The 14182-nt window shown below is 60.7% G+C and carries 11 protein-coding genes; 6 read left to right on the top strand and 5 right to left on the bottom strand.

What is annotated here, in order from left to right; all coding sequences use genetic code 11:
• Nucleotides 1-69: 69 nt before the first annotated feature.
• From VE934_RS01490 to purE, 3 genes are read right to left on the bottom strand one after another with little or no spacing between them, the layout of a single operon-like run.
• Nucleotides 70-1056 carry an L-threonylcarbamoyladenylate synthase gene (locus VE934_RS01490; RefSeq protein WP_324883609.1) on the bottom strand — a complete coding sequence of 329 codons (987 nt, stop codon included), beginning with the start codon at nucleotides 1054-1056 and terminating at the stop codon, nucleotides 70-72.
• On the bottom strand, nucleotides 1056-2270 hold the full coding sequence (locus VE934_RS01485) for a 5-(carboxyamino)imidazole ribonucleotide synthase (RefSeq protein WP_324883607.1): 1215 nt from the start codon (nucleotides 2268-2270) through the stop codon (nucleotides 1056-1058). Before VE934_RS01485 ends, VE934_RS01490 begins: the two co-directional genes overlap by 1 nt.
• The gene (gene purE, locus VE934_RS01480) at nucleotides 2267-2773 is read right to left on the bottom strand and encodes a 5-(carboxyamino)imidazole ribonucleotide mutase (protein ID WP_324883605.1); all 507 of its coding nucleotides are present in this window, start codon (nucleotides 2771-2773) and stop codon (nucleotides 2267-2269) included. The genes VE934_RS01485 and purE overlap by 4 nt, the downstream gene beginning before the upstream one ends.
• 113 nt (nucleotides 2774-2886) lie before the next feature.
• Between purE and trxA the strand changes: the two genes are divergently transcribed.
• A complete protein-coding gene (trxA, locus tag VE934_RS01475; RefSeq protein ID WP_324883603.1) occupies nucleotides 2887-3786 on the top strand; it encodes a thioredoxin in 900 nt (299 codons plus the stop codon).
• Between the two features lie 773 nt (nucleotides 3787-4559).
• Here the strand turns inward: trxA and VE934_RS01470 are convergent.
• Complete coding sequence (locus VE934_RS01470) at nucleotides 4560-5606, bottom strand: homocysteine S-methyltransferase family protein (protein WP_324883601.1); 1047 nt, start codon at nucleotides 5604-5606, stop codon at nucleotides 4560-4562.
• A gap of 218 nt (nucleotides 5607-5824) precedes the next feature.
• On the opposite strand from VE934_RS01470, the gene VE934_RS01465 reads away from it, so the two are divergent.
• The 3 genes from VE934_RS01465 to VE934_RS01455 all read left to right on the top strand — a co-directional run bounded on the left by VE934_RS01465 (nucleotide 5825) and on the right by VE934_RS01455 (nucleotide 10006).
• A complete protein-coding gene (locus tag VE934_RS01465) occupies nucleotides 5825-6217 on the top strand; it encodes a rhodanese-like domain-containing protein (protein ID WP_324883599.1) in 393 nt (130 codons plus the stop codon).
• Nucleotides 6202-8094, top strand: a complete 1893-nt coding sequence (gene recQ / locus VE934_RS01460) for a DNA helicase RecQ (RefSeq protein ID WP_324883597.1) — start codon at nucleotides 6202-6204, stop codon at nucleotides 8092-8094. The genes VE934_RS01465 and recQ overlap by 16 nt, the downstream gene beginning before the upstream one ends.
• A 172-nt stretch (nucleotides 8095-8266) precedes the next feature.
• Entirely contained in the window at nucleotides 8267-10006 is a 1740-nt protein-coding gene (locus VE934_RS01455; RefSeq protein WP_324883595.1) for a diguanylate cyclase, read from the top strand.
• A 36-nt stretch (nucleotides 10007-10042) separates the two neighbouring features.
• Here VE934_RS01455 and VE934_RS01450 read toward each other — a convergent pair whose 3' ends face one another.
• Nucleotides 10043-12400 (bottom strand): ATP-binding protein, encoded by a 2358-nt coding sequence (locus VE934_RS01450; RefSeq protein WP_324883593.1) that lies wholly within the window; start codon nucleotides 12398-12400, stop codon nucleotides 10043-10045.
• A 174-nt stretch (nucleotides 12401-12574) separates the two neighbouring features.
• On the opposite strand from VE934_RS01450, the gene VE934_RS01445 reads away from it, so the two are divergent.
• Nucleotides 12575-13777, top strand: coding sequence for a threonine ammonia-lyase (locus VE934_RS01445; protein ID WP_324883592.1), 1203 nt, complete (start codon nucleotides 12575-12577; stop codon nucleotides 13775-13777).
• Nucleotides 13774-14178 carry a PaaI family thioesterase gene (locus tag VE934_RS01440; RefSeq protein WP_324883590.1) on the top strand — a complete coding sequence of 135 codons (405 nt, stop codon included), beginning with the start codon at nucleotides 13774-13776 and terminating at the stop codon, nucleotides 14176-14178. Before VE934_RS01445 ends, VE934_RS01440 begins: the two co-directional genes overlap by 4 nt.
• Nucleotides 14179-14182 lie beyond the last annotated feature (4 nt).

The raw sequence follows: 14182 nt of genomic DNA, 5'->3' as shown, positions 1-14182 counted from the left end.
CATCCATGACCATCCTTTATTTGGCCTATCCAGCCATGGAACCACTATGCACCGCTGGTCGGCGGTCCGTCAAGCTGCGGAGGCACGCGCCAGCCGGTCCTGCACACCGTCCCACTCGGCCGCGGGCGGCGGCTGCTCTATCCAGATCAGCTTGACGCCTTTGGCGTCGAAATCGCGCAGCACGGCGAACAACTGCTGCGCCGTGGCGCCAGCGTCATCCGGCATGCGGCGGTATAAAACCTGCTCGGACTTGATGCGAACAATCGTGCGGGCATACACCGCGATGTGGGCCGCGTCGGCGCCAAGCAGGTCCAAACCGGCCTGAATGGCGCCAGCGTCCATTAAACGCACCTTGGCATTGGGTGCATAGTGCGCCTCCAGCGTGCCGGAAGCCCGCGGTGCAGCCTCCCCGTTTGCAGTCAATTCCTCATTGCCAAGGATCGCTTCGCCGCAAGCGGCTTCGAGCTGGTCCCGGGTCAGCACACCGGGGCGCAGCAGCACGGGGCGGCCGCGCGTGCAATCCACAATGCTGGATTCGATTCCGACCTCGCAAGGCCCGCCGTCGAGCACAAGCAAGTCGTCGCCCAGTTCTTCGCTGACATGGCGCGCAGTAGTTGGGCTGACGCGGCCAAAGCGGTTGGCGCTGGGCGCGGCCACCCCGGTGTTGCAGGCGCGCAGCAGGGCCTGCGCCACGGGGTGAGACGGGCAACGCAAGCCGATGGAGTCTTGCCCACCTGCGGCGGCCGTGCCCACACCGGGCCTGCGCGGCAAGATGACCGTGAGCGGGCCGGGCCAGAAAGCCTTGATCAAGCGTTGCGCAAAAGCCGGCACGCTGCTGGCATAAATATCAACCTGCTCCTGGCTGGCCACATGAACAATCAGGGGATGGTCGGCGGGGCGGCCCTTGGCCGCAAAAATGCCGGCAACTGCGCGGTCGCTGGAAGCGTCAGCGCCCAGCCCGTACACCGTCTCGGTTGGAAAACCAACAAGCCCGCCAGCCTGAATGCGGCGCGCGGCTTCAAGAACGGCTTCTGGATCGGTGCCGGGCAAAACCATCAAATGTCTTCAAGTCCGGGCAGACCCAGAATGCTTGCTGCCTTGCGCGCAGTGGCTTTCACACCAGCGATGTCGGCACCGGTGATGTTGAGATGCCCCATCTTGCGGCCGGGCCGAGCATGGCGCTTGCCGTACAAATGCAGATGCGTACCGGGCAAGGCCAGCACGGACTGCCAGTTGGGCGCGCGGTCCTGACCCGCGGAATCAAACCAGATATCGCCCAGGAGGTTGAGCATGATCGCGGGCGAATGCTGGCGCGGCTGAGGCAGCGGCAAGCCGGCCATGGCATGGACTTGCAGATCAAACTGCGAGACATCGCAGGCGTCCATGGTGTGGTGGCCGCTGTTGTGCGGGCGCGGCGCCATTTCGTTGACGACAAGACCGCCATGCTCACTGCCGTCGTCGATCACAAAAAATTCGACGCAGAGAACGCCGACGTAGCCAATATGATTTGCTATGGATTTAGTAGCTGTTCGCGCCCGTTCTGAAAGGGCAACAGGCAGATTTGACTCATAAGCATGGGTAACAGCGAGTATGCCGTCGCGGTGCACGTTGCGCTGGGGCGCAAAGCTGACCACGGCGCCTTCCCAGCCGCGCGCAACGATGACTGAGCACTCGGCCTTGAGGGGCAACAGCTTTTCCAGCACGCAAGGGGTGCCCTTGAAGGCGGCCCAAGCCACTGCCAGCTCGGCAAGGTCTTTGACGCGCACCTGCCCTTTGCCGTCATACCCCATCCGCGCGGTTTTCAGGATGCCCGGCAGCAGATCCGGGCTCACTGCCTTGAGCTGCTCTGCGGTCTCGATGACTGCGTGAGGCGCGCAACGCACGCCAGAGACGTTGGCGCAGGCTTCAAAATGCGCTTTTTCCTGAATGCGGTCTTGCGCAATGCCGACCGCGGCTGAGCCCGGCGCCACAGGCCGCTGCGTGGCCAGCGTGGCCAGCGCATCGGCAGGCACGTTTTCAAACTCGGTTGTTACGGCGTCACACAGCGCGGAAAGTTGTGCAAGGCCATGCGCGTCGCTGTAGCCGGTTTGAATGTGGTGGTGACTGACCAGCCCGGCAGGACTCTGCGGATCCGGATCCAGCACGGCCGTGACATACCCCAGGCGCTGCGCCGCATGAACAAACATGCGCCCCAGCTGGCCACCACCCATGACACCCAGCGTTGCGGGCTGCCCGGACGGCAATTGCGCATCAGGAAAAATGGGGCTCATGCGGGCGGCAGTGTCATGGCGCGCGCGGCAGCGGTTTGCTCGGCACGGAAAGCCTGCAGCTTGTCGGCAAGGCTCTTATTGTGCGTAGCCAGCATGGCCACGGCAAAAAGCGCCGCGTTGGCTGCCCCGGCATTACCAATGGCGAAGGTGGCCACCGGCACGCCCTTGGGCATTTGCACAATGCTGTGCAGGGAATCAACGCCTTGCAAATGGTTGCTGGCAACCGGCACACCGAGGATGGGGATGGCAGTCTTTGCGGCCAGCATGCCCGGCAGGTGGGCAGCGCCGCCCGCGCCGGCAATGATGGCCATCAGCCCGCGCCCGGCGGCTTGCTCAGCATAGGCAAACAGCTCATCCGGCATGCGGTGCGCCGACACCACACGTGCCTCGTGCGCCACGCCGAACTGCTGAAGGATTTGCACGGCATGTTGCATGGTGCTCCAGTCGCTGCTGGAGCCCATCACCACGCCAACAAGGGGCGCATTTTGATCTTGCGTTGTCATGTGTACCTTTAGATTGCCTGCCGCGACCGATTTTACGGGCCAGCGTGCTATCGTCCCATCCCGGCCTTTCAGCGGATTGAAAAGGCCGTTTTTACCCCCACTTCCCGAGCATCATGATCGACGTCACCATTGCCAATTTTGAAGAGGAAGTCGTTGCGGCTTCCATGACCACACCCGTCTTGATTGACTTCTGGGCGCCGTGGTGCGGCCCCTGCAAGTCACTCGGCCCCATTCTTGAGAAGGTCGAAACCGCCTACGCCGGGCGCTTCAAGCTGGTCAAGATCGACTCTGACCAGGAGCAGCAGCTGGGCGCCGCTTTCGGCATCCGCAGCATCCCGACCTGCATCCTGATGATGAACGGCCAGCCGGTGGACGGTTTTGCCGGCGCGTTGCCGGAGGGCAAGATCAAGGAGTTTCTGGACAAACACCTGCCGCCCGCCGAGGAACTGCCCGCACCTGAAGAAGAGATGACTGAGCCGGAGAACCTGGACCCGGCTGCCGTGCTGGAAAAGCTGCAGGAGGCCGTGGCGACCGACCCGGCCAACGACAACGCCCGTTTTGACTATGTCCGGCTGCTGCTGCAGCACGGTCAGGTCGACCGCGCCAAAGCTGCTTTTGCGCCTGTGGCCAACAAGGCTGGCGTCGTGCGCAAGCTCGAAGCCCTGCAGCACTGGTTCAACGCTATTGATTCAGGAGCCAGTTACGCGGATGAAATAAGGGCCAAAACCGAATTTGATGCCAAAGTAGCGGCCAACAAGAGGGATTTTGACGCCCGCTACGCCCTGGCGCAACTGGCGATGCGCCAGCAGCAATGGGTGCAAGCCATGGACGAGTTGCTGGAAATTTTGATGCGCGACAAGTCATGGAACGAGGAGCTGGCGCGCAAGACGTTTGTATCCATCCTGGAGATCATCGAGCCGCCGAAAGTGAAAGTCGCGGATGGGCAGATTCCACCGGATGATCCTACTGTTGCCACTTACCGGCGGCGGCTTAGCAGTGTTGTGTTGAGCTAGACGCCCAAGGCGTCATCCCGGGCGTGACCCGGGATCCATGTCTGCTTCCTACTGTCTTCACTTCTAGCTTTGGTGGTCAGCCTGCAAGCCGGGTCTCGCCCCGGCGGGCGAGGCACTTTTCTTTGCGTCGCCAAAGAAAAGTACCCCAAAGAAAGGCGACCCGATGGTCCGGGCCCCTCCGCTTCGCTACGGGCAACCTGTGGTGCTCGGTAAAAGCGGGGTCTCGCAGAACTCGCCTTCGGCTCAGACAGCTGCGAGCCCTCATCCGCTTTGACCTGCGCTCCTCGGCCCGACCCGACGGGCTTTGGGGACAAAGACAAACTCAAAACCAAAAACCAATTCGGGGAGGCAAGGACGCGCAAAGCGCGTCCTTGCCTGAGCCCGCTCCCGGTTCCGGCCCCGCCTGCGCTCCCCACCCCTTCTGTATGCGCCGAGGAGCGCAGGTTCAGACGGATCAGGGCTGACACTTGTTTGAGCCGAAGGCGAGTTTGTGTCAGACCCCGGCTGCACCGAGCACCGCAGGTTGCCCGCAGCATCGCTGCGGGACGCAGACAGCGGGGTCGCTTTTTCTTTTGCTTACTTTTCTTTTGGCGACGCAAAAGAAAAGTGAGTTGCCGCCGGGCAACCCCCGGCTAGAAGGCAATCTACCAAGACCCGAAGCAAAACAGGCTCTGACAGGCTCAGTTCGAACGTAACGGGCGATAGTAGTTAGCGAGCATGGATCCCGGATCTAGTCCGGGATGACAGACAGGGATGCGCGGAAGGACAGCCCTTTAAGCCGCTTCTTTATAGAAAAACCCGCGCTGAATCCCCCGAGGCGCCAGCGGCTTCACAGCCTCATGAATGGCACCAATATGCTCCGGCGTCGTGCCGCAGCAGCCACCCACAATATTGACCAGTCCCTCGTCAGCAAACTCGCGCAGCAGGCGCGAAGTCACGTCAGGCGTCTCGTCAAAACCGGTGTCGCTCATCGGGTTTGGAAGACCGGCATTCGGATAACAGCTGATGAAGGTATCACCAGCCACACGCGCCAGTTCCTGGATGTAGGGACGCATGAGCGCCGCACCCAGAGCACAGTTGAGGCCGATGGCCAACGGCTGCGCGTGGCGCACACTGTGCCAGAAGGCGGTCACGGTCTGCCCGCTCAGGATGCGGCCCGAAGCATCGGTGACCGTGCCGCTGATGATCAGGGGCAGGCGCTCACCGCTGTTGTCGAAGTATTCGTCAATCGCAAACAGCGCCGCCTTCGCGTTGAGCGTGTCAAAAATCGTCTCGACCAGCAGCACGTCGGCGCCACCTTTAACCAGAGCTTCGGTCTGCTCGTAATACGCTTTGCGCAGTTCTTCAAAGCTCGTGTTGCGTGCGCCCGGATCGTTGACGTCGGGGCTGATGCTGGCGGTTTTGGGTGTGGGGCCGAGCGCACCCACCACAAAACGGGGCTTGTCCGGCGTGGAAAACTTGTCGCAAGCAGCGCGCGCAATGCGGGCGGACTCGACATTCATCTCCACGGCCAACTCGGCCATGTCGTAGTCGGCCTGGGCCACAGTGGTGGCGCCAAAGGTGTTGGTCTCAATCATGTCCGCACCTGCTGCCAGGTATTTTTCATGGATGTCCTGAATGACATCCGGGCGGGTCAGACTGAGCAGCTCGTTGTTGCCTTTGACATCTTTGTGAAAGTTCTTGAAGCGCTCACCGCGGTACTGCGCTTCGTTGAGCTTGAAGCGCTGGATCATGGTGCCCATAGCGCCGTCAAGAATGGCGATGCGTTTTTCCAGAATGGCAGGGAGCGCGGCTCCGCGGGTGTAGATGGCTTGCTTCATGCATGCATTTTAGAGCGGCAACCATGGGCACACGGCTTGCCAGGCAATTTCCGGCGGAGCGGCTTTTGGAGCCCATCTCTTTTCAAGCAGGGGCCGCGGATCTGGCTTTGCCAGTCCGCAGGCGCAGCGCCCCCTCGGGGGGAAGCGCATTACACGAAGTGAAAATCGTGGGGGTCCCATTTTCCCCTGACAATAGAAGGTCGAAATCACGCCTGCCAATGAAACACCTCCAACCCAAAGAAGCCTGGGACTATCTGCAGCAACACCCCGACGCCTTGTTTGTCGACGTGCGCATGGAAATCGAGTCGTTGTATGTGGGCCGTCCCCCCGGCGTGGTAAACGTGCCGTGGTACGAGTATCCGGACCTGGTACCGGACCCACAGAAGTTTGCCTCCGCGGTCGCGCAAGAGGCCAGCAGCCGGGCGCAACCCGTCCTGCTGATTTGCCGCTCTGGTCAACGCACGCTGGACGCAGGCCAGGCACTTGAAGGCGCGGGCTTCACAAACGTCATCAACATCGTGCACGGGTTTGAAGGTGAGCTGGACGAGCAGTTTCAGCGCTCGACGCTGAGCGGATGGCGCTTTGACGGCTTGCCGTGGGAGCAGATGTAGTTTTGCCGCCGTCTGCTGCCCTCCAGTCACCTCAGGACGTCCTCAGCCTGGTCTTTGGCTACGGTGACTTTCGCGGTCCACAGCAGGCCATCGTTGACCATGTGGTCCGGGGCGGCGACGCGTTGGTACTGATGCCGACCGGGGGGGGTAAGTCCCTGTGCTACCAGATCCCGGCGATTGTTCGGCAACAGGCGGGGCACGGCGTGACGGTGGTGATCTCTCCGCTGATTGCGCTGATGCATGATCAGGTGGGGGCACTGCATGAAGCCGGCGTCTCGGCAGCGTTTCTCAACTCAACCCAGACGCAGGAGGAAAGCAGCGCACTTGAAAAGCAATTGCTGCGCAACGAGTTGACCCTGCTTTATGCCGCACCCGAGCGCATCAACACGCCGCGCATGAAGGGCCTGCTGGGCTCCTTGCATGAACGTGGCCTGCTCAGCCTGTTTGCGATTGACGAGGCCCATTGCGTGAGCCAGTGGGGCCATGACTTCCGGCCCGAATACCGGTCGCTGAGCCTGCTGCACGAAACTTTTCCGGATGTGCCGCGCATTGCGCTCACGGCAACGGCCGACGCGCTGACACGGCAGGACATGATTGAGCGGCTCAAGCTGGAGGAAGCTCGCGAATTTGTCAGCAGTTTTGACCGGCCCAACATCCGCTACACCATTGTTGAGAAAACCGATGCCACGCGGCAGTTGCTCAACTTCATTGAGACTGAACATGCGGGCGAAGCCGGCATTGTTTACTGCCAGTCGCGCAAGCGTGTGGAAGAAATTGCCGAAACACTTGCCGACGCTGGCATCAAGGCCATGGCCTATCACGCTGGCCTGGATAGCGCGCTGCGCCAGCAGCGGCAAGACCGCTTTCTGCGCGAAGAGGGCATGGTGATGGTGGCGACCATCGCTTTTGGCATGGGCATCGACAAGCCCGATGTGCGTTTTGTGGCGCACCTGGACATGCCAAAAAACATCGAAGGCTACTACCAGGAGACCGGGCGTGCCGGCCGGGATGGTCTGCCTGCCAACGCGTGGATGACTTATGGCCTGCAGGACGTGGTGAATCAGCGCCGGATGATAGACACCAGCGACGCCGCCAGCGAAGAGTTCAAACAAGTCATGCGTGGCAAGCTGGATGCGCTGTTAAGTCTGGCCGAAGACACACGCTGTCGTCGTGTCGCCTTGCTGCACTATTTTGGTGAAGAAAGCCAGCCTTGCGGCAACTGCGACAACTGCCTGAATCCGCCCGTCGTCTGGGACGCCACAGAGGCTGCCCGCAAAATGCTGAGCTGCATCTACCGCGTGCACCAGGCCAGCGGCATCAGCTTTGGCGCGGGCCAATTGATGGACATCCTGCGCGGGAAGACCACTGAAAAAGTACTGCAGCATGGCCACGACAAACTCAGCACCTTCGGCATAGGGACGGACCTGTCCGAAGTGCAGTGGCGCGGGGTGCTGCGCCAACTGATTGCCAAAGGCATGGTGCGCGTCGATCCTGACGCCTTCAACACCCTGCAACTCTTGCCCGATGCCCGCCAGGTGCTCAAGGGTGAGGTCCGTGTGATGCTGCGCGAGCAGGCGGCAGGGGGCAAGGCGGACCGACGCAAAAAAAGCACCAAGACCTCGGTCAAGGGCATGGCAGAGGCCGCACTCAATACCGGCGCGCTGGAACGCTTGACCCGGCTGAAAGCCTGGCGCGCCGAAATTGCGCGTGAACACAACCTCCCTGCCTTTGTGATCTTTCACGATGCCACCCTGCGTGCCATCGCCGAAAAGTCGCCTCACAGCCTTGGCGATCTGGAGGGCATCAGCGGGATTGGCGCAAAGAAGCTGGAAGCCTATGGCCACGAGGTTGTACGGGTTTGCGCTGCCGTTTTATAGTCAAATATCAAATCAGCCCAAGCGGTACGGCGATAGTTTGCTCACTTAAACATAGCAATTGCCGACCGGCCTGGATATCTGACCGGACCCTGCGGACCCCCGCGAGAACCAAGCCGTAACACTTTTACACGCCCTGCGGCACAATCCGCGCGTGGGAGTTTTAAAAAGTTTGATGTTGGGGAGGATATCTGCCGCCGCATTGCGCGCGGTGATGGTTCTGCTTTTTCTTCAAACTGGCTGGCTTGGCAATGCGGCCTGGGCCCGCACCGATTTGCTTTCACTGGGAAGCAATGGGAATGCCGTGTCTTTCGCGCCTTCTCTGGAGTTCTGGCTGGACCCCACCGGCCAGACGCCGGTCGAAAAGGTCGAAAGTGGTGCCGACGTCCTGCCCTTTGCCGAGGTCACGCCAGGCAACAAGTACCAGCTGGAAAACGGCGCGCTCTGGCTGCGCTTTGACGCGGTGGTGATGGACCCGCGGATTCGCTGGAAATTGGAGATGCCTCTGTCCGGCATCGACAAGGCAACGCTTTACTACCGTGACAGCCTGGGCCGATGGGTGGTGCAGCAAGCGGGCGACAGCCTGCCCATCAGTGCGTGGCCGCAAGCCAGCCTCTACCCGGTGTTCTCGCTGAACCACGAGGTTGGGCAACCCACCGCTTACTACCTTCGTGTTGAACATGCCCGCATCCCCTTTTCGACGCTCCCGCGGGTGATGGGCGATGCCCATCTGGCAACAGACCATCAGCAGGAGTACCTGTTGTTGGGTGCCTATTTCGGCCTGGCCACGCTGTTGATTCTGCTGGCGCTGGTCAACGCCATTCTTCATCGCGACCGGGGCTTTGCTACGTACGCACTGCATATGGCTGCCTTTTCAGGATCTCAGGCCGTGCTCAACGGCGTTGCCGGTCTTTACTTTTGGCCAGAACAACCTGAGCTGAACAATCCCGCCCTCGTCATGCTCCGGCTGATCGCTGCGGCATCCGCACTGCTATTCGTGCGGACCATTGCCACGCCAAAACGCTTCTCCCGGGCGCTGGACTGGTTCCTCCTTACCCTGGCCGGCCTGTTGCCGGTGCTCGCCCTCTTTGATATCGCCTACCCTACGACCGAAAGTTTTGCGCTGCTCAACATCATGGTCGCTGCCGGCATCGTTGCGTTGATCATGACGGTTGGCGTGTCACTGTTTGAGCGCGACCGTCACGCCCGCTGGATTCTTCTCGGGTTTCTGCCCATTGTTGTTGCGAGTGTATTTCCCATCCTGCGCAACTTCGGCGTCCTGAGCAGCGGTTTTCTCACCCAGCATGCGCTGTTGTTGGGCTCGGCCATTCAAGCACCCATTTTGTTCTACGGCTTGTTGCGGCGAGTGACGCAGGGCGGTGAATCCATCGTGCGCGCCACCACCCTGAGGACAACGGACCCATTAACGGGATTGGGTTCATCCAACGTCCTGCTCGTCAGTCTGCGGCAGGCCTTGAGCACGGGCGAGCGTTATCAGCAGCCTTGCGCATTGCTGGTCATCCACTTGAGTAATCTGCCCGCCCTGCAGCAAGAGTACGGTCGGGAAACAGGTGATCGAGCAATGGTGATGGCGGCCACTCGCATTCGCGCGGCGGCCCAGCCAAGCGACACCGTGGCCCGGGTGGGAGACAGCCACTTTGCCTTGCTGATGGAAGGCCCCATGACGCCCGATTCGGTGACCCAGGTTGCGACCCGGATTGTGGCCAGCGGCCTGCGCCCCTCATCCCAGCTGCCGGAGGCTGACCCCCTGCAATTTCACATTGGCATTGGTTACGTTGCAGAACCTGCACGCAGGGGCTCTACATCACCGCAGGAATACCTGGCGCGCATGCTTCTGGAGGTGCGGGAAATGAACGACGGCTCGCGCAAGGCGATCCGCCTGGTTCAGCTCTGACGCCTCGTTGGCGCTTCGCGGACCAAAGTCAGTCGGCTATTGCATGAACCCCATGGGCCGGGCTTCGCGCACCTCTGGTTTGATGCGGTGTTCCGCTTCAAGCTGACTTAAAAACTCATCGGCAGTGAACACCGTGACAAGTATGTCAGTCTGCCGCTTCACAGCAGCAAAGTCACCTGGGCACAGCTGCGTCAGACGGGCCAACCTCTCCTGCAGAGGGCCGGTAAGCGCTGTGCTGTCCCCGGCGAGCGCTTCAGTAATGAACATTTTTTCGCGTTGCTCTGCGGTCAAGGGCAGAAACTTGATCTTGAAGGTAAAGCGCCGCAGGGCCGCCTGATCCAGGCTCTCCATCAGATTGGTGGTACAGACGAAAATCCCGCTGAACCGCTCCATGCCTTGCAGCATTTCGTTAACCTCGGTCACTTCATAGGTTCGCTGCGCACCGCGTCTGTCCTGCAAAAAGCTGTCGGCTTCGTCGAGCAACAGCACCGCCTTTTCCGATTCTGCTTCAGCAAACATGGCCGCCATGTTGTGCTCGGTCTCGCCGACATATTTACTCATCAGGTCGCTGGCCTGCTTGATGATGAGCGGACGGTCCAGCGCTTTGGCCATGTGCTCTGCAAGAGCCGTCTTGCCCGTGCCTGGCGCCCCGTAGAAACATAAAGTGCCATGCCCGCGAGCCTTCAGCGCTTCGACGATACGTGGCACTTCAAAACGCGACTCCACATGGAGCATGTCCAGGTCATAACTGGTCACGCTGCGCCGCCCCACCGAATCAGCTTTGTTGCCAAGGGCAAGATCAGCATTTTTCAATTGCCGCTCGATCAGGGATTCCATCAAGGCCGGGTGACCGCCCGCCAGAATGTTCGCCATGCCTTCGGTGTCGGTGCTGGCACCGGGGGTGCTCGCGAGCTTGGCGAAACGCACCGCGGTGCGAATCTGTGCCGGCGTCAAACCATTCCGTGCGGTGAGCCTGGCGATAAAGGCGTCACTGACCTGTACCCCCTCCAGGGTCTTGCGCACCAGGCCTTCACGCGCGCCGGGTGGGGGCGATTTGAGTTCCACATGGTAGGCAAACCGGCGCCGGAAAGCTGGATCGATCTGCTCGATGCGGTTGGTCACCCACAAGGTAGGAACCGTGTTGGATTCCAGAATCTGGTTGACCCAGGCCTTGCCGCTGACAGACCCCGTAGCGGGCGCCGCCATCTGCTCGGAGCGCGCCATCAGCTGCGCCGCCTCGGTCGAAATGGTTGGGAATACGTCCTCGACCTCGTCAAACAGAAGGGCTGCATGGTCACTACCCTTCAAGAACACCTGCGCAATTTGCAGCGAGCGATACCGGTCGCGGCCGCTGAGCGAATTGCCGTCACGGTCGGCGTACTCAACTTCAAACAGGTCCAGCCCGGCAGCCTGGGCAACCACTTTGGCCAGCTCTGTTTTACCCGTGCCCGGTGGCCCGTAAAGCAGCACGTTCACGCCCATCTCTTTACTTGTCACCGCGTTGAGCAGCAGCGACACCAGCACAAGAGCGTCTTCACGCGCAAAGGCAAAGTCCGTCAGGCCAAGCTTGCTACGATCGACGGGCCGCGTAAACACCGCCATCAGTTCGTTCTGATCCCGGTACTCCCGCATCAACACGGGCGGCAGTTTTTCACTGACCTTCATCAGGTCGGCCAGATCGGTGATGTTGTGTTCAGAGATCAGGTTTTCGACCATGCCGATGCGCTCCAGCCGCGAGCCGGCGCGCAAGGCTTCTGCAACATCGATGGCCTTGACGCCAGCGACTTCGGCAATGGCCGCGTAAGCCTCCGGGGCGTTGTTGACCTTGAACTCAACCAGGAGTGAGCGCAGGTCGCGCTGATAACGCGCCAGCGTGCCATACAGAAGCAAGGCACGCTCCGCCTGGTTAAGCTGCAGCAAGTTGGCAAGCGCATCAATATTTTTTTCGACGAGTGTCGATTGCTTTTTCAGCGCGCTTGTCAGCCAGTCGCAGGTGGCAGTGAGGACTGACAGCAAGTCCTTGGGCTGGTCCTTGGCGTACTCGTCGAGGTAAAAAAACAAGGTGCCTTCTTCATATGGCCCGCGCCATGCGCCGTGGCGGTTCATGAAATCGGTATCGCTCAGGGACTCGTGACCGCGCCAGAGTTCATTGTCCTTACACCGCCGGCCCAGAAATTCGCGCAGACGCCGCAGGGCGGACAGGGGCCAGGCCAAGTGCCGCCCAGACAGGGAGAGCAGGCTGTTGAGGTCGCGGCGCACATTGAATTTGGCACCCTGGCGCGCAGCCAGCGTGAGTACAAAATGTGAGCACATCAGATCCAGTACTGGCGCGTCTTTCAAGCCAGGGGACAGCAACAGCTGACCATGCTTGTCAGCACTGGAACGCTTGCTCATAGAGGAACCTCCAGCCTGGAAGGCAACTTCATTTGCACATGTGCGCCAATTGACGTACACCTAACCATAACGCAGCTTGATGCGCGATGGAAGACGCTAATTGAACGGCCCCGTGTGAATTGCGCCACAGAATCGCGCCACAATCGTTGATCGTGTAATTCCCAAGGAGACGCCTTGCTCACATTGACCGATATTGAGGCAGCCGCCCTCCGCTTGCAAGCCCACCTGCTGGATACGCCCTGCGTAGCGTCCAAGACGCTTTCGCTCATCACGGGCGCGGAGATTTACCTCAAGTTTGAAAATCTTCAGTACACGGCCTCTTTCAAGGAACGTGGCGCGTGCAACAAGCTCGCGCAGCTATCCATCCGGGAAGGGCAACGTGGCGTGATTGCAATGAGCGCCGGCAACCACGCCCAAGGCGTGGCTTACCATGCGCAGCGCCTGGGCCTCCGCGCGGTGATCGTCATGCCGCGATTTACGCCGGGCGTGAAGATTGAGCGCACAAGGGGATTTGGCGCCGAGGTGGTGCTGCACGGAGACACCCTGGATCAATCGCGCAGTCATGCACTGGAACTGGCCAAAGCCGAGGGACTTGTGTTTGTTCATCCCTATGATGACGAGGCCATCGTCGCCGGTCAGGGTACCGTTGGCCTCGAAATGCTGCGCGCCGTGCCCGAGCTGGACACACTGGTCGTGGCGGTCGGCGGCGGCGGTTTGATTGCCGGCATGGCGACGGCGGCCAAAGCCATCAAGCCAGGCATTGAAATCATCGGTGTGCAAACCTCCCGCTTTCCGGCGATGGTTAATGCAATTAAGGGCACGCACCACCCACAAGGTAGCAGCACGATCGCTGAAGGAATTGCTGTCGGCACACCCGGCGTTATTCCGCAGGCCGTGATTGCGCGCTTGGTAGATGACCTCGTTCTGGTTGATGAAGGCGATATCGAGCAGGCCATGGTCATGCTGCTTGAAATTGAGAAAACGCTGGTCGAGGGCGCAGGGGCGGCGGGCCTTGCCGCGCTGCTGAAATACCCCGAGCGATTCAGAGGCAAAAAGGTCGGCCTGGTCCTGTGCGGCGGAAACATTGACCCCTTGTTACTTGCCGCCATCATCGAACGCGGGATGGTTCGCGCTGGCCGTCTGGCCCGCATCCGCGTGAGCGCGCGCGATGTTCCCGGATCGCTGGCCAAAATCACGGCAACCGTGGCCGATGCTGGAGCCAATATCGACGAGGTACATCACCAGCGCGCCTTCACGATGTTGTCGGCGCAAAACGTGGACATCGAGCTGGTGATTCAGACGCGTGGACGCGAACACATCGCGCAGGTGCTGGCGGTACTGAAAGACGCAGGCTTTGAAGCCGAGGAGCAGCTGTGACAGGCGAGATCTTCCAAAGCGCGTTGGTCGAGTACTTTGCCCCATGGGTCCAGGACCTCGGCTTGCAGGTTCACGGCGTCGACCATCAAGGCGTCACCCTTCGCCTGCCCCAAAACGCGCAGCTCGCACGTGTTGGCGGCATGGTCTGCGGTCAAGCCATGATGGCCGCCGCCGACACCGCGATGGTGTTGGCATTGATCAACCATTTTGGCGAGTTCAGACCGTGCACCACGGTCCAGATGAACACGAGCTTTTTGAAGCCCCTGTCAAATCAGGATGCGTTGGTGGAAGCGCGCGTGCTGCGCGCAGGCAAGTCGCTGGCTTTCGGCGAGATTGATATTCGTGGCGCTGATGACGGCAAAAGCGTGAGCCGGGCCACCGCCACCTACGCCCTGCTCTGAGCTT

The organism is Polaromonas sp., assembly GCF_035638815.1.
Classification (GTDB): Bacteria; Pseudomonadota; Gammaproteobacteria; order Burkholderiales; family Burkholderiaceae_C; genus Polaromonas.
The sequence above is the reverse complement of the archived record's forward strand: the minus strand, read 5'-3'. Positions and strand labels throughout refer to the sequence as shown.

Excerpts from the sequence above, each read along its gene's own strand:
- VE934_RS01490 (WP_324883609.1), bottom strand. The coding sequence starts at position 1,056 with ATGGTTTTGCCCGGCACCGATCCAGAAGCCGTTCTTGAAGCCGCGCGC.
- VE934_RS01485 (WP_324883607.1), bottom strand. The coding sequence starts at position 2,270 with ATGAGCCCCATTTTTCCTGATGCGCAATTGCCGTCCGGGCAGCCCGCA.
- purE (WP_324883605.1), bottom strand. The coding sequence starts at position 2,773 with ATGACAACGCAAGATCAAAATGCGCCCCTTGTTGGCGTGGTGATGGGC.
- trxA (WP_324883603.1), top strand. The coding sequence starts at position 2,887 with ATGATCGACGTCACCATTGCCAATTTTGAAGAGGAAGTCGTTGCGGCT.
- VE934_RS01470 (WP_324883601.1), bottom strand. The coding sequence starts at position 5,606 with ATGAAGCAAGCCATCTACACCCGCGGAGCCGCGCTCCCTGCCATTCTG.
- VE934_RS01465 (WP_324883599.1), top strand. The coding sequence starts at position 5,825 with ATGAAACACCTCCAACCCAAAGAAGCCTGGGACTATCTGCAGCAACAC.
- VE934_RS01455 (WP_324883595.1), top strand. The coding sequence starts at position 8,267 with ATGTTGGGGAGGATATCTGCCGCCGCATTGCGCGCGGTGATGGTTCTG.
- VE934_RS01450 (WP_324883593.1), bottom strand. The coding sequence starts at position 12,400 with ATGAGCAAGCGTTCCAGTGCTGACAAGCATGGTCAGCTGTTGCTGTCC.